Genomic DNA, 18,064 nt, shown 5'->3' on the forward strand with positions numbered 1-18,064 from the left:
AAATATCTGCCGGTCTGTCCACTTCAACACCGGGACCGGATCGACAGGAGGGTTTGAATCCCCGCGATCCGATCACCGGCGTGTCCCGATCAGGTGCGAGCGAATCCGCCCGCGTATTCGGATCGGGCGAAGCGCCCGGCGGGCTGGAATCGGGCGAGGATATCGGCGGCGGGCTGCCCGGTGACCTGCTCGATATAGGCGCTCGCGTCCTCGGGGGTTTCGATGCCGAGGAAGGGCTGGGGGTGGTGCAGCAATCCGACCAGCGCGCCGGCGAATCGCGGTTCGACCGCGGCGGCGGCGAAGAACTGGTTGGCGATATCGCCCAGTTCGGGATCGCTGAGGAACAGCCGGGTGACCTTGGCGGCGGCGTCGCTGCGGGCGGCGAGGAATTCGGCGTAGCGGGCGGCCAACCACTGTTCGTCGAACGCGCCCTCGTGCACGGCGGCCGCGACGACCAGGCGCTGGGCCTGGATCAATCCGCTCTGCGCGCCCTGCCCCGCGATCGGGTCGTAGGCGACGGAGGTGTCGCCGAGCGAGCCGACGACGTGACCGCTCGCGGTGCGGCCGACCCCGGCGCGCACGACGGGACGCACCGCGCCCTTCAGCCAGGAATGCGGGTCGTCGGAGATCACCTTCGTTGCCAGCACCTCGGGCAGATCCCAGTCGATGTAGTCGCGGTACAACTCGGTGACGATCCGGTGCGCGGATTCCGCCGAATCGGCGGCGGCGAAACGCTTCTCCCATTCGCTGCCGGGGCGCGCCCAACCGAGGAAGGCCCAGCTCGGACCGGCGTCCTTGTGCAGGTAGGGACCCCACCAGGCCTCGCCCTGTTCGGCGAGGATGGAGAATCCGCTGTGCCCGCCGCCCGCGGGGCTGCGATGGGCGAAGACGTCGCGGTCGTGGCCGAGTCCGGTGACCGTGACGGTGAGCAGGGACCGCTGGGGCGCGTCGTAGACGGTGCGGGTGTCGTCGACGGGGAACAGTTCCGACAGCCCGCCGCGGCCGGTCGCGACCAGCGTGAGGTCGTTCTCGGCGGCGATGGTGTCGAGCCGGTCGAGGCTCACCGGTTCGACGACGAACCGTCCGCCGCGTTCCTGGAACGCGGTCAGCCGTTCGTCGGCTTTGAGCCTGGTATCGACGGCGACGCCGACGTATCCGTCGAAATCACCGTCGAAGGCGATCAATTCGGCGTTGTCCGGGCCCGCGATGCGGACACTGAGTCCGGTATGCCTGGGCGCTCTCGCGGTATAGGTATCGAGTCCGAGGGCGAGTTCGGCCTGCTGGGTCACACCGAATTCGAGCGCGGTGCCGGTGGCGGGCACCTCGTCGCGTAACGCGCGTTGATCGCGATCGCTGTAGAGGGTGACGGTGAACCCGGCGTCGAGCAGTCCGATGGCCGCGGTGACGCCGGTCTGTCCGGCGCCGACGATCGCGGCCGAACGCGTGGAACGTGAAGCGGAATTCTGCGATGTCATATTTGCATGGTGCGTCCGCGAGCACTTCTCGTGGAGGGTTGCGATCAGTGGGAACAGATAGCCATCCGCAATGGCTCGCGGGCCTACGATGCACGCATGTCGTTCACCGTTGCCGCATTGTCCGGGGATCGGACCGAGCAGTATCGTGAGTTGAATGCTCAGGCCACGGCGCTGATCGCCGGGGAATCCGACCGTATCGCGAATGCCGCGAATCTGTCCGCGCTGATCTTCCACGCCCTGCCCCGGCTGAATTGGGCGGGTTTCTATTTCTTCGACGGGCAGGAACTCGTCGTCGGGCCTTTCCAGGGCAAACCGGCGTGTGTGCGGATCGCCATCGGACGCGGTGTCTGCGGTACCGCGGCGCGGACGCGACAGACCCAGGTCATCCCGGATGTGCACGCGTTTCCGGGCCATATCGCCTGCGACGCGGATTCCCGATCGGAAATCGTGGTGCCGCTGGTACTGGGGGACGAACTGATCGGCGTGCTCGATCTCGACAGCCCCGATCCCGGCCGATTCGACGACACCGATCGGCTCGGGCTGGAGGCAGTCGCGCGGGTATTCCTCGAAACGCTGTAGAACGCGGTCGATCGACTCCCCCGGCGATTCCGTTGCGGGAGAGTCGATCCGCCTATCGCGACGATCGTCGCTTCGTCACGATCGCGCCGCGCTCACCCTTTCGCCCGCACTCCAACCGAAGGGCAGATCGGCGCCGTTGAGCAGGTGATCGCCGATGGCCCTGGCCTTCTGGATCGCCGGGTTGTGCACCGAGATGGTTCTGGCATTGCGCCAGTGCCGGTCCAACCGCAACTTCTCCGCGACGATGGACGCGCCGCCCACTTCGAACAGCAGGCTGGTCGCGGGGAGCACGGTGTCGATCACCCCGAGTTGTGCCTGGGCCGCCGCGAGTTCGACCGCGACCAGCGCGCTTTCGTCCTTCGCGCCGTTCGCGAGTACCTCGTCGAGCAGATCCGCGACGGCGAGCACCGCGGCACGGGCGGTGAACGCGGCGGCGGACAGCCGTCCGATCACCTGCTGCACCAGCGGATCCTCACGCGGGAGGTCGGCGGCGGAATGGGTGTAGCCGCGGGTGCGCGCGCCGACCCAGGTCCTCGCGTCGAGTTCGGCGCGCGCGGCGATACCGGCGAGCACCGCGAGTTGCACCAGTTGCAGGTAAGCGGTGGCGTAGGTGGGACCTGGCACGCCGTATCCCGGTCCGAGGATCTGTTCCGAAGTGACGGCGACGTCGCTGAATTCGGTGGTGCCGCTCGCGGTGATCCGCTGCCCGAAGCCGTCCCAGTCGTCGTGCTGACGCACCCCGTCGGCCTCGGCGGCGACCAGCACGCCTACCCGCTCGCCGTCCAGGTCGGCGGCGGCCAGGATGTGGTCGGCGTACAGCGATCCGGTGCTGTAGTACTTGGTGCCGTTCAGCAGCCAGGTCGCGCCGTCGCGGGTCAGCCGGGTGCGGTAGCGGTCGACCGCGCCGACGCCGGGTTCGGTGATGGCGTTGCCGACGAGCGTGCCCTCGCTCACCGCCCGCAGCCAGTGTTCGCGTGCGGGGCCGGGCTCGGCGAGCAGCTGGTCTTCCACGAAGGAGTAGTGCACGCGCAATGCCTGCGGCAGGTTGGATTCGGCGGCGGCCAGGTCGATGAGCAGGCGGAACAGTTGACGGACCGTCGCGCCGTATCCGCCGAATTCGACGGGGACCCGAAGGGCGCCGAAGCGGGCGGCGCGCAGCCAGCCGATTTCCTCGTGGGCCAGCCGTCTGTCCACCTCGCGCTCGACCGCGCCTGCGGCGATCCGGTCGAAGATCGGCCGGAAGATCTCATCCAGATCGGAGTCCGCGGTGGTTGTCGCCTCGATCGATGTCATCACCCCACGATGGACCCGCGTCGGCGCGCGTTCACGGGTTGCGCGCAGCGGGATCGGAATGCGGGCGGACCCTACTTACCGAGGCATTCGGTGGCGATCTTCGCGTTGGCGGCGCGGGCACGATCCCCGTCCTCCTTGCTCATACCGAGCGTGGCCGGATCGGCCGTCTTGTTGTCGTATTCGTCGCCGATCATGGTGCGCAACCCCTGCTGGGAAATGCCCTCGGACACGTAGAGGGCGGCGGCGCAGTCGGCGAGATCCTTGTCGCGCAGGCCTTTGTCCTGCAATGACCGTGACAGGTCGGCCGCTGTCAACGCCGGGGGTTCGGTCGCGCTGTCCGAGCCGCACGCCGACAGGATCGGCAGCGCGACGACGGCCGCGGTGACCAGGAAGATCCGCACCTGAGTCCTCTTTCTCGCTTCGGTGACCCCGATAATGCCGCACCGGGCAGTCAGGGGGCGAGCGAGTGCGGTCGAATCATCCGGCCAGCGGTCCGACGAACCGGTCGGCGAACGCGCGCAGGGCGGTCTCGTCGTGCAGGTCGAAATATCCTTCCGGGGTGAGCACCACGGATTGGGCGAGGCGCAGCGCGATCTCCGCCGCCGCGTCGGCGTCGACCGTCATCGTCTGACCGTCGGCGAGCAGCTCCCGGCATTGCGCGGCAAGGAATTCCCGGCAGGCCAGCAGGACCGGACCGCCGTCGGTGGTCAGGTACGGCACGAACATCTCCGGTTCGCTGGTCAGCAATCGCGCGACCAGGGCGTCGGTGCGCACGATGAGCACCGAGCGCACGAAACCCTCGACCAGCCGTTCGCGCACGGTCGCCCGATCGGAGACCGCGGCGGCCGTCTCGGCGAGCAGACCGAGGATCCATCGCTGGAAAGTGGCCGCTACCAGGTCGTTCTTGGTGGCGAACCGGCGGTATACGGTCGCTCGGTTGACGCCTGCCCGACGCCGGATGTCGTCGACGGAGGCGCGCCGCAACCCGAATTCGGTGAATTCGGCCAGTGCCGCGTCCAGGATTCGCTCGGTGATCGGATCCGGTTCGCCGCCGGGCATATCGAGCAACGTGGCGAGCGAAGGGAATTCGGCATCGGCCATGGGTTCATGCTGCCATGCCGCGGCCGATCCGGGCCGGGACTTCATGCGGCAGTGACATGTTCGCGCGCTGCACGTTCGCGCGCGATACCCGCGAGCGCTCGCGGCTGGTAACGCAACTGTTCGGGCAGCAGCGGCCAGATCCGGCGGATCAGCGCGACGCGGAGCCGGAATTGCCTGCGCTGCCACGGCCCCCACGCCAGTCCGAGACGGTCACGCAGCACCGCGGGCATGGTGCCCGCCGCGACCAGGCGGTATTGATGCATGAACGCGGTGCCGAACAGCCGCCACACCGCGTCCGGCACGTACGGCAGGCGCATCTCGTCGGGGCGATCCAGTTGGCGAACCACCCAGGCGGCCGATTCGGTGACGACCAGTCGCTCGGCGCACATGCGCTCGTAGTAGGCGCGGAAGGCGTACCAGTCCTGCGGCATCGGCCGTTCACTGATGCCGTAGAGCCGGTACCACTGTGCGCTCTCGCGGTAGAGGCGCTGTTTCTCGGCGTCGGTGAGCCGGTGATCGAAGATGTCGGCCATCATGATCGCCGACCAGACGAAGGTGGCGTGCGCCCAGAAATAGGTTTCCGGATCGAGCGCGTGATAGCGCTGTCCGTCGGCGTCGAAACCCTTGATTCCGCGGTGGTAGTCGCGGACCGCCGCGGCTGTGGCCACGGCTTCCGGTCCGTCGTAGACGGTTCCGGCGATCTGCGGAATCGACCGGAAGATGCGCTCCCACGGCTCGTTGAAGAAATCCGAATGCTGGGTGACGCCCGCGCCGAGCGCGGGCAGCATGAGTTGCATGATCCCCGCGGCGGGCGCCATCAGCATGACCCGCCAGTCGCCGAAGTATTTCCACAGCAGGGAATCCGGGCCGAGCGTCGTCACATCCTCGGCCGCGATGTCTTCATAAGCGGCGTCATCGTCGATCGACATCGTCGTCATCGCACTCTCGTTCACTCGGTGAATAAAGCGACAATAAATCACTCTTTGTCGCTATGCAATGGTCCAGCCCTTCGAGGTCGGGCGCGCTGCTACTGTTGGCGCAGCGCCAATGAAAGAACGATCGGATGAAGATGACGACGTTGAACCATCACCGGGTGGGCAGCGGTGAACCGCTGGTCCTGGTACACGGCATCGGCAGTCGCTGGCAGGTCTGGGAACCGATCATCGACACCCTCGCCGAGCATTTCGACGTGATCGCGGTCGACCTCCCGGGATTCGGCGGGTCCGCGCCGCTGGAACACACCACCGTCGCCACCCTCACCGACGCACTCGCGGAATTCCTCGCCGCCCAGGGCATCGAACGCCCGCACCTCGCGGGCAATTCGATGGGCGGGCTCATCTGTCTCGAACTCGGCGCGCGCGGACTCACCCGTTCGGTCACCGCCTACTCCCCGATCGGATTCTGGGACCGGGCGGGTCGCGTCTGGTGCCAGCGATCACTGGGCGGGGCAAGGGGTTTGGTCCGGCCGTTGCGGCCGGTACTGCCGAAACTTCTCGGCACGGCCGTGGGCCGCACGGCGTTCCTCTACCTCGTCTTCGGCAAGCCGTGGTCGGTGGATACGGCGGTCGCCGTCGACACCGCCAACGGAGCCGGTGACGCCCCCGGGTTCACCGAGGCCCTCGCCTCGTTCGACACCGCGCGCCTGCGCGATATCGGCGCGCTGGCCGACATTCCGGTCACTGTCGCCTGGGGCAGCCGCGACGTCCTGCTCACCTACGCCACCCAGAGTCGGCGTGCCAAGGCGGCGCTACCCGATGCCGGGCACGTCACCCTGCGCGGCAGTGGGCACACGCCGTTCTACGACGATCCGGACGCGTGCGCGAAGGTTCTCCTCGACACCGCGGGCACCGCCTGAGCGATCACGCTGCGGACGCGTCGACCGGCCGGAAAGGCGAACACGGCGATTCAGCCGCGATCGGTCAGCGTCGCCGGATCCGCGGCGCCGAGCAGGATGCGCACGGCATTGCCCCAGCGCTGCTGGATGATCCGGTTGCTGACCGTGTCGCCGGTCAGCAGCACGCGCAGGGCACGGCCGGTCATGATCTCCAGGGTGAATTCCGTAATGGTCGGCACCCGTGGATCATCCGGGAACCCCGCGCGGAAGAGATCGCGAATGCTGGTGTGCATCAGGTCGAACAGCCGATGCTCCAGCGGCACGAAGGCCGCGAGCAGTTCGGGATCGGTCCGCGCGCCCACCCACATCTCCAGCGCCGCCAGGAACGACGGACCGTCGAGCATCCGCATGGTCAGCTCGACGGCATATTCCAAGCGGTCCGTGCCGTCGGGAATCGCCTCGAATTCCCTGCCGAGCTGGTCGAATCGCTGCGCGGCGACATATTCGACCGCACCGGCGAGCAGCGCGGCCCTGGTCGGGAAATGATGTTGCAGCGTGCCGCGCGCCACCCCGGCCCGCTTCTGCACGGCCAAAGTGGTGGTGCCCGCGTAACCATCCTCCACCAGCGATCGCACCGCCGCGTCCAGGAGCCGCGTCCGCATGCGCGCCCGGCGCAGCTCCTGCGTCTCCCGGACGCGTTCGGTCATCGAATCACTGCCCCTGCCAACGGGGTTCACGTTTCTGAGCGAAGGCGAGCGCGCCCTCGGTGGCGTCCTTGGAGAACAGCACCGGCAGCGCGATCTCGCCCTGTTTCGCGAAACCCTCCTCCACCGACCAATCCGGGGACTCGTCGATGATCCGCTTACTGGCCGCGACCGAAAGTGGTGCCGCCGAGACGATTTCCGCCGCGAGTTCCAGCGCGACGGCGAGCGCGCCACCCGGTTCGGTGACCCGGTTGACCAGACCGAGATCGTAGAGTCGCGCGGCGCTGATACGTCCGCCGGTCAACGCCAATTCCGCGACGATCGGACGCGGCAGTCGCTGGGTCAGTCGCAGCACACCACCGCCCGCGGCGACGAGTCCGCGTTTCGCCTCCGGTATGCCGAACTGCGCGTTGTCCGCCGCGACGATCAGGTCGCCGGACAGCGCGAGTTCGAAACCGCCCGCCAGCGCGAAACCCTCCACCGCCGAGATCATCGGCTTGACCGGCGGACGCGCGCTGATGCCGAGCGGCCCGCGACGCTGCGTGATGGGCATTTCGCCCTTCGACGCGGCGACGAGATCCATTCCAGCGCTGAAGGTTCCGCCTGCGCCGGTGAGTACGAGCACGCGCGCGGAATCGTCGGCCTCGAAATCGTCCACCGCGGCCTCGATGGCCTGGGCGGTCGCCAGATTGATGGCGTTACGCGCCTCGGGACGGTTCACGGTCAGCACGGTGATGGCATCGCGCCGTTCGACCAGAATCAGGTCGGTCATCGGTGTCCTCTCCTCAGAGCAGAGTGAGTTTATCGGCAGCGGCGATCTCGACGGCCGCGCCGAGTGGGTCACCGCCGGTGAACGCCGCGATCGTGTCGGCGTCCGAGGCCCTGACCAGTATGCGGGCGCCGTCGGCGTTCAGTGCGCTGATCACCACCGCTTCCGGTTCGTCGCCACCGTCGCGGGCCTTGCGGTAGGGGACGGTGTACGCCTCGACGGTCGCCGGACCGGTGTAACCGGGGGCGATCTCGCGGCGAGCGGCGACGGGTTCGGCCTCGACCGCGCGGAACAGCGAGCGCGGCGGGCGGGCCCCGAAGACCCCGACACCGTGTTTGGTGATGTACCAGCCGAGAGCCGTGGTGAGACCGTAGGTCTCGGGTTCGGCGCGCAACAGCCGCGCCATTGTCGCGATCGAATGCAGGGCGTAGTTGTTGCCCGGTCCACCGGCGAAGGTGAGTCCGCCCGTGACCGACAGCGGCCTGCCGGGATCGTCGATCGGCAGACCGAAGGCCTCCGCCGCCACCTGCACCGCGATCGGGAAGCAGGAATAGAGATCGAGATGCGCGACGTCGTCGATGCCGATACCGGCTTCGGCGAGCGCGGCACTTCCGGCGGCGGCGATGGCGGGCGAGGCGCCCATGTCGGCCCGTTCGGTGACGAACCATTCGTCGGTGGCGGTGGCCCCGCCGTGCGGGAAGATCCAGCGGTCCTTCGGCACCCCGGCCGCGTCGGCGGCGGCGGCGCCGCACACGATCAGCCCCGCGCCCTGATCCACCGTGAGATTGGCGACGAGCAGTTTGGTGTAGGGGCTCGACACCGCGCGGTTGGCGGGCGTCGGCGTCACCAGATCCGCGGCCGAGCGCTCCGTCGGCATCCAGGCATAGGGATTGCCGACCGCCAGCTTCGACAGACGCGACCACAACCCGCCGATACGGTCCAGGTGCTCGGCCTCGCTCAGTCCGAGCCGAGCGCGCAGCGCGGTTTCCATCAGCGCGTAGAAGTACACCGGCCCCCACAGCCCGGCCGCGGTCTCCATCTCCGAATTGGGGGCGCGGTCCGAGCCGATGATCTCGGTCGGCAGCACCGTCTCCGGCTGCTCCGGCCAATCGACCGCGATACCGCCCCGGTTCGCCGCATTCCCGGACGCGACGGCCTCCGCGCCGGTGATCAGCGCGATCTCCGATCGCCCTTCGGCGATGGATCGCGCGACGAGGTTCAGCAGCTGCTGGGGCGCGTCACCGCCGAAACGCACCGATTGCAGCGTGCGTTTCGGAGTCGCGCCGAGTTCGGCCGCGACCAGCGCGCCCAGATCGGAGTAGGGCCTGCTGACCGGGGCGACGGCGGCGATCAGATCCGCGTCGCGCAGCAGGCGCGCACCCGCGCCGCTGTCCGCGCCCGCGCGGCGCAGTGATTCGGCCGCGAGTTCGACCGGTCCCGGCAGACCGGGTTCGCCGCTTCGGTGCACCACCTGGCCGACGCCGACGATCACCGGCGTCCGCGGATCCATTCCGGCTGGCAGCATCATTCCTCCGCTTCGCTCAGTTACCGTCAATATTGACGGTAACTCGGGTTCGAGTACAGCAGAGCGGGTCGGGAACAGGCAATAGCCACGGTCGATAAAACTGACCCACGGGTAATATCCGGGAATGGGTTCCCATATCGCCGTGCGATTCGACGACGACCGCGCCTACGTCACCCTCGATCGGCCGGATAAACACAACGGCCTGACGATCGGCATGCTCGAAGGTCTCGTCGACGCGGCACGGACCGTCGGACGCCGCGACGGTGTGCGCGCGGTCATCCTCTCCGGCAACGGGCCGAGTTTCAGCAGTGGTCTCGACGTCGCGAAGGCCACCGGCGATCCGTTCGCGATGGCGCGGAATTTCATCCCGCTGCCCTGGCGCGGCACCAACACCTTCCAGGAAGCCTGCTGGGCTTGGCGCAGACTTCCGATACCGGTGATCGCGGCGGTGCACGGCCGCTGCTTCGGCGGCGGTCTCCAGATCGCCCTGGCCGCCGATATCCGTTTCGCCACCCCCGACGCCGAATTCTCGGTGATGGAGGCCAGGCACGGACTCGTGCCCGATATGACCGGCGCCGCCACGCTTTCCCGGCTCGTCGGCATGGACAAGGCGCTGCTGCTGACGATGACCGCCGATACGGTCGACGCCGCCTACGCCGCGCGCATCGGGCTCGTCACCGAGGTGAGCGACGATCCGATCGCGGCGGCGGAAGAACTCGCCGACCGCATCGCGACCCGCTCACCGCACGCCGTCGCGGGCGCCAAGCGACTGTTCGAGCGGTCCTGGCAGGCATCGACGCGCCGGACACTCGCGATAGAGCGCGCCACGCAACTGCCGTTGATTGTGAGGCTTGCCGGTAGACGCGACGATCGATGATGAATTAGCCGCCATTTTGGTTTGATTCGGGATACATGTCACCAATTCCGTCGGTTCTACTGCTAGCATTTGCTCGATTTGCCAGCCAGCTGAAATGTGGCTCGAGACACATAACGGGGGTTGTGGATCGTGCCAACTTCGGCGAGACCCCCGGAGGGCCGCACACCTTGAACAAGACCGCATCCATCCTGCTATCGACTCTGGCGGGTGCCACGGTTTTGCTCCTCACGGCGACTACCCCTGCCGCGGCAAACCCCAACGCGATCAACCCCATCCCGGTGCTGAACGGCACGACCGGCCTGCCGAACCTCGGCGGACGGACGAAGGCCGTGTTCCAGGTGACCGGCATGGCGAGCCCGAACAACACCCAGTCCTACAACGTCCTCGGCACCGATCTCGGCATCATGTGGGACAACGGCCAGGGCGAGATGCTGACCGCCTTCGGCGATACCGCGGGCGTCGGCGTTCCGAACCTGCTCGCGGGCAGTACCTGGGCGTGGCGCAGCAATATCCTGGTCCGCAGCCATACCCAGGACCCCTCCGGCGGCATCTACTTCGACAGCGTCGTCCGCGACATCGTCGGTCAGGCACGCGATCTCGTCCCCAGCCCCAAGATCCCGTTCATCGAGATCAGCCGGATCCCGACCGCGGGCATCGCCGTGAACGGCGTCCAGTACATGAGCCTGATGTCGGTGAAGACCTGGGACAACGTCGGCGAGTGGACCACCAACTTCTCCGGACTCGCCGCGTCGGCGGACAACGGTGAGACCTGGGCCGATCTCGGCAACACCCGACGCCCGAACGAAGGCGGCAACGCCAACTTCCAGATGAACGCTTTCCTGAAGGACGGCGGATACGTCTACGAATACGGAACCCCTTCCGGCCGGAACAACGCGGCGTTCGTCGGGAGGGTCGCGGAGAACGATATCCAGAACCTGGGCGAATACGAGTACTGGGACGGCGAGAAATGGTCGCGCAAGGGTGACGTGAATGCCGCGGCGCCGATCATGGGCGGCGTCGGCGAACTCTCGGTGATGTACAACGCCTATCTCGGACAGTTCATCTCGCTCACCACCGACGTGTTCAATTCGGTCGTGATGCGCCGCGCTTCCTCCCCGGTCGGCCCGTGGGGCCCGCCCGAGGTGCTCATCGACACCCGCGAGCTCCCGACCGCGTACGCGCCGTCGATCTTCCCGTACCAGACCGGACGCGACCTGTACTTCCTGACCACCGTGCACAGCCAGTACAACGTGGTGCTCATGCGCAGCACGCTCTGAGACGACGAGAGACCGGACCGGTGTTCGCCATGGGCGAGCGCCGGTCCTTTTGTTTTCCGGCACGGCTTGACCTCGAGGTTGGTTGATGTATTCGACTGGGTTCGCAGACCCATTCGTCGACCCCCGGAGGTATCCGTGACCGCCCTGTCCGCCCCCGAGACCACCGCGGCCGTTCGTCACTGGTTGCGCGCCAACGCATCCGCGATCACCGCGACCGAGGCTGATCACACCGGCCCCGATCTCGACCCGCTGATCGACCGACTCGCCGCCGCCACCGTCGTCGGCCTCGGCGAATCCACCCGTTTCTCCCGTCAGACCTACGGGGTGCGCGAGCGGATCCTGCGAGCACTGGTGCTCCGGCACGGATTCCGCGCGCTCGCGATCCAGGACAGCGCGCGTTCGGGCGACCGGTTCGACGCCTACGTGCGCGGCGGGACCGGAACGCCGGAGGAGGTGCTCGCCCAGGCCTGGCGTCCGCTGCGCACCGCGGAGACGATCGCGACGATGGCATGGCTGCGCGCCTACAACATCGAGCACCCGCACGATCCGGTCACGATCTTCGGCGTGCGACCACCGGACGCGGAATCCGCCGACTACGACGCGGTTCTCGACCAGCTGCGCGTCGCGGCGCCCGAACTCGTACCCGCCGTCGAAGCCCATCTCACGCCGATCCGCACCGCCCACCGGATGGACGAACACGTCCAGCGGCACCGGGGCGTCCATCCGGGACGGCCGTTCGCCGAACACGCCCGTGACATGTACGCGCTGGTCGACGGATTGACCGCGTCACCAGCGCGGGACGCGGCGCTCGACCACGCGCGGGTGATCGTGGAATTCCACGAGAACAGCGTGGCGGGCCGTGGCGGATTCGCCGGAGACGAACTCCGTTCGGCACGAAGGATTCTGGAGCGGGCCGCCGCGTCCCGGATCGTCTACTGGGACGGCATCGCGCATATCTCGGCGATCCCGGTCGGCGTCGGCCGCACCGATCCGGACGCCTTCGTCAGCACCGGCAGCCATCTGCGCACTCGGCTCGGCGCCGAATACGTCGCGGTCGCACTGGGATTCCATCACGGCGATCTGGGGACCGGGCGCGCTCCCGACCCCGCGCCCGACCTGCTCGACGCCGAACTCGGACAGGTCGACCTGGACGCGTATTTCGTCGACCCGCATGCAGAAGCGCCGGACTCGGTGGCGCGGCGATGGCGTGAACCGGCCACCATGCGTGTCATCAGCGGGATCTACGACGAGTCGAAGGATTCCGAGGCCAATATGACCGTGGACGCGCTGCTCGACGCCTTCGACGTGCTCGTTCACATACGGGAGACCTCACCGGTCGCGTGGTTGCCCGAATGAGTTCGTCTCCTCGGAGGTGAACCGGCCCGCCCGGTTCGGTGCGTGCGAGGCGCCCGCGCGGCGGCGCACCGCGCGGGGTTCGCGCGGCGGCACCACGCGAGGTTCGCGCAGCGGCACCACGCGAGGTTCGCGCAGCGGCACCACGCGAGGTTCGCGCAGCGGCACCACGCGAGGTTCGCGCAGCGGCGCACCGCGCGCTTGGTTCGTACCCGGCGCTCAATAGACTTCCGAGCATGGAGGCCGCTGATTGGGACGCCAGGTACGCGCAGGGCGATTTGGTGTGGGGTGCGCCCGCGAACGCCACCGTGGTCGAGCACGTGTACGGGCTGGAACGCTCGACCCCGCTGCTGCCCGACACCCCGAGCGGTACGCCCCCCGAGTTGCCGCGCGCCTTGGACCTCGCGTGCGGCGAAGGGCGCAACTCCCTCTGGCTGGCGACCCACGGCTGGCAGGTACACGCGGTCGACTACTCCCAGGTCGGGGTCGACAAGGGCAGGACCGTGGCGACCCGGCTGTCCCGTTCGGTGCGCAGCCGTATCACCTGGCAGTGCGCCGACGTCACCGACCTGGACGCGGCCGAGATCACCGGTCCCTTCGAACTGATCCTGATGGTGTTCCTGCACCTGCCCGCCGACCAGCGCGGCACGGTTCTGCGCGCGGCGGCCGACCGACTGTCCCCCGGTGGCACCCTGTTCGTACTCGGCCACGACACCCTCAACCTCACCGAAGGCTATGGCGGCCCGCAGGATCCGGCGATCCACTTCACCCCCGACGACGTCACCGCCGACCTCGCCCCCGTCCACCTCGAAATCCGGGTCGCCGATCGGATCTACCGACCCACCGAACATCGCGACGCGATCGACGCCCTTGTGATCGCCACACGTCCCCACACGCCCGCCGCATCGATCGAATAGGCGGCGACCCGCACCAGGCGGGATGGCCGAGCACCACAGCCGGGCCGGAACACCGCGCGGCGGTTCCACCGGGCGATGCTCGCGCCGCGGCGATCGCACCGGCCCGACATTCACGCGGAGACGAGCACGCCCGTCGCCGACCTCGGGTTTTCGAGTCGGCGACCGCTCCGGGATCGAGCGCAGGCTACTGCGACCAGCGCTCCAACCACGGGCGCACCGTCGCGGTGATGACATCGAATCCGCTTCGGAACGAATGCGGCTGACCGGGTACGACGCGAACTTCGGCGGCATCAGCGGGATCGGGTACGCCGAAGGGATCGTTGGCCCCGTTCACCACGACGACTTCGATACCGCCGACCGCGAGCAATTCCTCGCGCCGGGTCTTCTCCGGCTTACCCGGCGGATGCAGCGGGAACGACAGGGCGAGCACACCGCGCGCCTTCGCGGCGACGGCGGTGCGGCAGGCGACCCGCGCGCCGTTGCTGCGACCGCCCTGGATCAGCGGTTTGCGCACCTTCTTCCGCAGGGCCGCGACGATCTCCAGCCAGGCCGCGTCCTGCACGACCGCTGAACCGGGCGCGCGACGGCCGGCTACCCGGTAGGGCTGCATGATCAGCGCCACGGCGCCGCCCAGTTCCAGCGCGGTATCGCGGACCGCGAGCAGGTCCGCGGCGTCGACCCCGCCGCCGGATCCGTGGGTCAGCAGTAACAGGAAGCGCGCGCCACGGGGCTTGACGAGTTCGATCTCGGCGGGCCCGGCACTCGTCTCGATCTGCATAGGTCACCGTATCGCCAACGGGGTCTTGTGACCGGCCACAATCCCGGTGTCGGGGGCTCGCGGGGCGCTCACACGGCTTCGGCCTACTAGGTGAGACTCGGCGCGGCAACGGCGTGGCGGTGTTTTCCACGTCACATTCCCCGCTCCAGCCTTTGCCGAGTCGATTACCGGCCGGTAATATGATCGGTAAGTTACCCGCGAGTAGCATGCGGAAAACCGGCTACCCGGTGGAGCGAAGAACGGGCGGGAACGGCAGACAACCGACCGCACCAACTCAACGGAGAGTGAGTACCGAAATGGGTCACTACAAGAGCAACGTCCGCGACCTCGAGTTCAACCTCTTCGAGGTTCTGGGCCTGGGATCGCTGCTGGACGCGGGCGCCTACGGCGACCTGGACACCGAAACGGTGAAGGAGATGCTCAGCGAGGTCCGGCGTCTGGCCGAGGGCCCGCTGGCCGACTCGTTCGTCGACGGCGACCGCAACCCGCCGACCTTCGACCCCGAGACCCACACGGTCACTCTGCCGGAATCCTTCAAGAAGTCCTACCGCGCCCTCGAGGACGGCGGCTGGTCCAAGGTTCCCGTCCGCGAGGAGCTCGGCGGCCTCGGCGCCCCCAGCGTCATCGGCTGGGCGCTCGGCGAGATGGTCCTCGGCGCCAACCCGCCCGCCCAGATGTACGCGGCGGGCGCGGGCTTCGCCCAGGTCTTCTACAACAACGGCACCGACGAGCAGAAGAAGTGGGCCGAGGTCATCGCCGACCGCAACTGGGGCGCCACCATGGTGCTGACCGAGCCGGACGCCGGCTCCGACGTCGGTGCCGGCCGCACCAAGGCGGTCAAGCAGGAAGACGGCTCCTGGCATATCGAGGGCGTCAAGCGCTTCATCACCTCGGGCGATTCCGACGACCTGTTCGAGAACATCATGCACCTGGTGCTGGCTCGCCCCGAGGGCGCGGGACCGGGCACCAAGGGCCTGTCGCTGTTCTACGTACCGAAGTGGCACTACGACTTCGACACCAACACCAAGGGCGATCGCAACGGCGTCTTCGTCACCAATGTCGAGCACAAGATGGGCATCAAGGTCTCGGCCACCTGTGAGGTCACCTTCGGCGGCCACGGCGTGCCAGCCAAGGGCTGGTTGGTCGGCGAGGTGCACAACGGCATCGCGCAGATGTTCGACGTCATCGAGAACGCGCGCATGATGGTCGGCACCAAGGCCATCGCGACCCTGTCGACCGGTTACCTGAACGCGCTGGAGTACGCCAAGATCCGCGTGCAGGGCGCCGACCTCACCCAGATGACCGACAAGACCGCGCCGCGCGTCACCATCACCCACCACCCGGACGTGCGTCGTTCGCTGGCCACCCAGAAGGCCTACGCCGAGGGCCTGCGCGCCATCTATCTCTACACCGCCGCCCACCAGAACGCCGACGTGGCGCAGCTGGTATCCGGCGCCGACGAGGATGTCGCCTTCCGTGTCAACGATCTGCTGCTGCCGATCGTCAAGGGTGTCGGTTCCGAGCGGGCCTACCAGTACCTGACCGAATCGTTGCAGACCTTCGGCGGCTCGGGCTTCCTCCAGGACTACCCGATCGAGCAGTACATCCGCGACGCCAAGATCGACTCCCTCTACGAGGGCACCACCGCGATCCAGGCGCAGGACTTCTTCTTCCGCAAGATCGGCCGCGACCGCGGTGTCGCCCTGGCCCACGTGGCCGGGCAGATCCAGAAGTTCATCGAGTCCGAAGCGGGCAACGGCCGCCTCAAGGCCGAGCGCAAACTGCTCGCGACCGCGCTCGAGGATGTCCAGGCCATGACCGCGACCCTGACCGGGCACCTGATGGGCGCCCAGCAGGATCAGTCCGAGCTGTACAAGGTCGGACTCGGTTCGGTGCGCTTCCTGATGGCGGTCGGTGACCTGTTCATCGGCTGGCAGCTGCTGCGTCAGGCCGACGTCGCGATCAAGGCGCTCGACAACGGCGCGACCGGTTCGGACGTGGCGTTCTACACCGGCAAGGTCGGCGTGGCGCAGTTCTTCGCCCGCAATATCCTGCCGGAGCTGACCGCGACCCGCGCCATCCTGTCGAACCTGGACAACGACATCATGGAGCTCGACGAAGCCGCGTTCTGATGAAACGCTGAGTTCGAACGAAACGGCCCGGAGGCAGCTGCCTCCGGGTCTTTTCACCTGCGGGTGCGGCCGCCCGCAATGCGTGACCGGCGTGCGCGGGGCTGTGCCTGCGCGGGGTCGACCGACTTCTAGCGCGCGTCCGGGAACAACGGCGGCAGGTACTCGTCGCCGAGCGGCGGCGTCAATTCATCGATCACGACCAGATTCCCCCCGGATTCCTTGGCCCGGTACATCGCGGCGTCCGCGCGGTGCAGCAGCATCTCCGGCGCGGGCCGTGGACTGTCCGCGTAGGCGCCCGCGTCGAATACCGCGACGCCGACGCTCGCCGTCACCTCGACCTCCGATTCGGCGGTCGCGGCGACGGCGCGACGTAGTCGCTCCGCCTCCGCCCTGACGTCGGCCGTCGCGATCGGCGCGGCGACGACGAATTCCTCGCCGCCGGTGCGCGCCACCACCGAACCCGCTTCCGCGGCGGCGTACAACCGCTTGGCCGTCCGGATCAGCACGGTATCGCCCACCCGGTGCCCGAAGTTGTCGTTGACGCTCTTGAACCGGTCGAGATCGAAGGTCATGACGCAGACCGAACTGTGGCCGTCGATCAACCTCGGCAGCCGATTCTCCAGACCGCGCCTGTTGAGCAGTTCGGTCAGCGGATCCGACAGCGATTCGGTGCGCAGAATCCAGTACATGAACTGGAGCGCGGGTAGCGCGCCCGCGACCGCGCCCACCATGAGCAGAGCCGTCGCCACGGCCAATCGGACATCGCCGCCGTCGGTCGCGACCAGCGTCGACAGCAGGATCACCGAGAACAACGCCCACACCGCGTGCACCGCCAACACCTTGGCGCTGTGGAAGAAGGCCAGATAACTGCCGGAAACCACGAACAGAATCGCGCCCATCGCCCCGAACAAACGGTCCGTCACCTGCAAGAACTCGACCGTGAACAGCACATCGACGAACGCCATCAGCAGCAGCGACTCGGTTTTGCCCGGCCAGGGGAACAACAGCCATCGCACGGTCCACAACCCCCCGGTGACCACGCCGACGATGGTCGCCGGACTCGGATCGCCGGTGGGGCCGAAAGGGGTACCGGCGATCACCACGGACAAGACGACCAGGCTGATCCCCGGCAAACCGATCGCCCACTTCAGCGGAAGCAGCGCCGACCGCGCCGCGAGGGTGCGGATCAGCCAGTAGTAGTCGACCGGATCGTGCCACCAGGCACGTAGTGTCTTGTCGTCATCCATCCGCTCACCCGTGATCGTGACCGTGCGCGCCGATCGTCGCCGAGCACGAGATCACGGGTGCCGGATCTCACCTGGTCATCGGAGCAGTCCAGGACCGGCGGACCCGCGCCCGACACGCGCATATGTGCTCCAGCCCACTATAGGCAGTACCCAGGAACGATCTTGCTGATTCCCCGAAGGACTCGATCCGGTGAACGTGTCCC

General features: G+C 67.9%; 18 protein-coding genes. 7 read left to right on the forward strand and 11 right to left on the reverse strand.

Going from position 1 to position 18,064, the window contains the following annotated elements:
• Nucleotides 1-89: 89 nt before the first annotated feature.
• Nucleotides 90-1,475, reverse strand: a complete 1,386-nt coding sequence (locus JZ792_RS18075) for a styrene monooxygenase/indole monooxygenase family protein (RefSeq protein WP_216911631.1) — start codon at nucleotides 1,473-1,475, stop codon at nucleotides 90-92.
• A 96-nt stretch (nucleotides 1,476-1,571) separates the two neighbouring features.
• Here JZ792_RS18075 and JZ792_RS18080 point away from each other — a divergent pair, with 96 nt between their 5' ends.
• Nucleotides 1,572-2,054 (forward strand): free L-methionine (R)-S-oxide reductase MsrC, encoded by a 483-nt coding sequence (locus JZ792_RS18080; RefSeq protein WP_216911632.1) that lies wholly within the window; start codon nucleotides 1,572-1,574, stop codon nucleotides 2,052-2,054.
• A 75-nt stretch (nucleotides 2,055-2,129) separates the two neighbouring features.
• Here JZ792_RS18080 and JZ792_RS18085 read toward each other — a convergent pair whose 3' ends face one another.
• From JZ792_RS18085 to JZ792_RS18100, 4 genes are all read right to left on the reverse strand, one after another.
• The gene (locus tag JZ792_RS18085; protein WP_216911633.1) at nucleotides 2,130-3,347 is read right to left on the reverse strand and encodes an acyl-CoA dehydrogenase family protein; all 1,218 of its coding nucleotides are present in this window, start codon (nucleotides 3,345-3,347) and stop codon (nucleotides 2,130-2,132) included.
• A gap of 71 nt (nucleotides 3,348-3,418) precedes the next feature.
• The gene (locus JZ792_RS18090) at nucleotides 3,419-3,748 is read right to left on the reverse strand and encodes a hypothetical protein (RefSeq protein ID WP_109523145.1); all 330 of its coding nucleotides are present in this window, start codon (nucleotides 3,746-3,748) and stop codon (nucleotides 3,419-3,421) included.
• 76 nt (nucleotides 3,749-3,824) lie between these two features.
• Nucleotides 3,825-4,448 carry a TetR/AcrR family transcriptional regulator gene (locus JZ792_RS18095; RefSeq protein WP_216911634.1) on the reverse strand — a complete coding sequence of 208 codons (624 nt, stop codon included), beginning with the start codon at nucleotides 4,446-4,448 and terminating at the stop codon, nucleotides 3,825-3,827.
• A gap of 41 nt (nucleotides 4,449-4,489) precedes the next feature.
• Complete coding sequence (locus tag JZ792_RS18100; RefSeq protein WP_216911635.1) at nucleotides 4,490-5,386, reverse strand: oxygenase MpaB family protein; 897 nt, start codon at nucleotides 5,384-5,386, stop codon at nucleotides 4,490-4,492.
• A 131-nt stretch (nucleotides 5,387-5,517) separates the two neighbouring features.
• On the opposite strand from JZ792_RS18100, the gene JZ792_RS18105 reads away from it, so the two are divergent.
• Complete coding sequence (locus tag JZ792_RS18105) at nucleotides 5,518-6,303, forward strand: alpha/beta fold hydrolase (RefSeq protein WP_216911636.1); 786 nt, start codon at nucleotides 5,518-5,520, stop codon at nucleotides 6,301-6,303.
• A gap of 50 nt (nucleotides 6,304-6,353) precedes the next feature.
• On the opposite strand, the gene JZ792_RS18110 is transcribed toward JZ792_RS18105, so the two are convergent.
• The 3 genes from JZ792_RS18110 to JZ792_RS18120 are packed head-to-tail and all read right to left on the reverse strand — an operon-like array spanning nucleotide 6,354 to nucleotide 9,280.
• Nucleotides 6,354-6,989, reverse strand: coding sequence for a TetR/AcrR family transcriptional regulator (locus tag JZ792_RS18110; protein ID WP_216911637.1), 636 nt, complete (start codon nucleotides 6,987-6,989; stop codon nucleotides 6,354-6,356).
• A gap of 4 nt (nucleotides 6,990-6,993) precedes the next feature.
• Nucleotides 6,994-7,758: a crotonase/enoyl-CoA hydratase family protein gene (locus JZ792_RS18115; protein ID WP_216911638.1), complete on the reverse strand. Its 765-nt coding sequence runs from the start codon at nucleotides 7,756-7,758 to the stop codon at nucleotides 6,994-6,996.
• A 13-nt stretch (nucleotides 7,759-7,771) separates the two neighbouring features.
• Nucleotides 7,772-9,280, reverse strand: a complete 1,509-nt coding sequence (locus JZ792_RS18120; protein ID WP_216911639.1) for an acetyl-CoA acetyltransferase — start codon at nucleotides 9,278-9,280, stop codon at nucleotides 7,772-7,774.
• Between the two features lie 124 nt (nucleotides 9,281-9,404).
• On the opposite strand from JZ792_RS18120, the gene JZ792_RS18125 reads away from it, so the two are divergent.
• The 3 genes from JZ792_RS18125 (at nucleotide 9,405) to JZ792_RS18135 (ending at nucleotide 12,790) form a co-directional block, all read left to right on the forward strand.
• A complete protein-coding gene (locus JZ792_RS18125; protein ID WP_216911640.1) occupies nucleotides 9,405-10,157 on the forward strand; it encodes a crotonase/enoyl-CoA hydratase family protein in 753 nt (250 codons plus the stop codon).
• A 167-nt stretch (nucleotides 10,158-10,324) separates the two neighbouring features.
• Nucleotides 10,325-11,434 carry a glycoside hydrolase family 183 protein gene (locus JZ792_RS18130; protein WP_216911660.1) on the forward strand — a complete coding sequence of 370 codons (1,110 nt, stop codon included), beginning with the start codon at nucleotides 10,325-10,327 and terminating at the stop codon, nucleotides 11,432-11,434.
• Nucleotides 11,435-11,569: 135 nt separating this feature from the next.
• Nucleotides 11,570-12,790, forward strand: a complete 1,221-nt coding sequence (locus JZ792_RS18135; RefSeq protein ID WP_308165343.1) for an erythromycin esterase family protein — start codon at nucleotides 11,570-11,572, stop codon at nucleotides 12,788-12,790.
• On the opposite strand, the gene JZ792_RS18140 is transcribed toward JZ792_RS18135, so the two are convergent.
• Nucleotides 12,764-12,955, reverse strand: a complete 192-nt coding sequence (locus JZ792_RS18140) for a hypothetical protein (protein ID WP_216911641.1) — start codon at nucleotides 12,953-12,955, stop codon at nucleotides 12,764-12,766. The genes JZ792_RS18135 and JZ792_RS18140 overlap by 27 nt on opposite strands.
• 68 nt (nucleotides 12,956-13,023) lie before the next feature.
• On the opposite strand from JZ792_RS18140, the gene JZ792_RS18145 reads away from it, so the two are divergent.
• Complete coding sequence (locus JZ792_RS18145; protein ID WP_216911642.1) at nucleotides 13,024-13,704, forward strand: class I SAM-dependent methyltransferase; 681 nt, start codon at nucleotides 13,024-13,026, stop codon at nucleotides 13,702-13,704.
• Nucleotides 13,705-13,888: 184 nt separating this feature from the next.
• Here the strand turns inward: JZ792_RS18145 and JZ792_RS18150 are convergent, their stop codons facing one another.
• Complete coding sequence (locus tag JZ792_RS18150; RefSeq protein ID WP_216911643.1) at nucleotides 13,889-14,482, reverse strand: alpha/beta hydrolase family protein; 594 nt, start codon at nucleotides 14,480-14,482, stop codon at nucleotides 13,889-13,891.
• Nucleotides 14,483-14,778: 296 nt separating this feature from the next.
• Between JZ792_RS18150 and JZ792_RS18155 the strand changes: the two genes are divergently transcribed.
• Nucleotides 14,779-16,614 carry an acyl-CoA dehydrogenase gene (locus tag JZ792_RS18155; RefSeq protein ID WP_216911662.1) on the forward strand — a complete coding sequence of 612 codons (1,836 nt, stop codon included), beginning with the start codon at nucleotides 14,779-14,781 and terminating at the stop codon, nucleotides 16,612-16,614.
• A 128-nt stretch (nucleotides 16,615-16,742) separates the two neighbouring features.
• Here the strand turns inward: JZ792_RS18155 and JZ792_RS18160 are convergent, their stop codons facing one another.
• On the reverse strand, nucleotides 16,743-17,861 hold the full coding sequence (locus JZ792_RS18160) for a GGDEF domain-containing protein (RefSeq protein ID WP_216911644.1): 1,119 nt from the start codon (nucleotides 17,859-17,861) through the stop codon (nucleotides 16,743-16,745).
• Nucleotides 17,862-18,064: the final 203 nt, after the last annotated feature.

It is taken from the genome of Nocardia noduli (genome assembly GCF_019038455.1).
In the GTDB taxonomy this organism is placed as follows: domain Bacteria; phylum Actinomycetota; class Actinomycetes; order Mycobacteriales; family Mycobacteriaceae; genus Nocardia; species Nocardia noduli.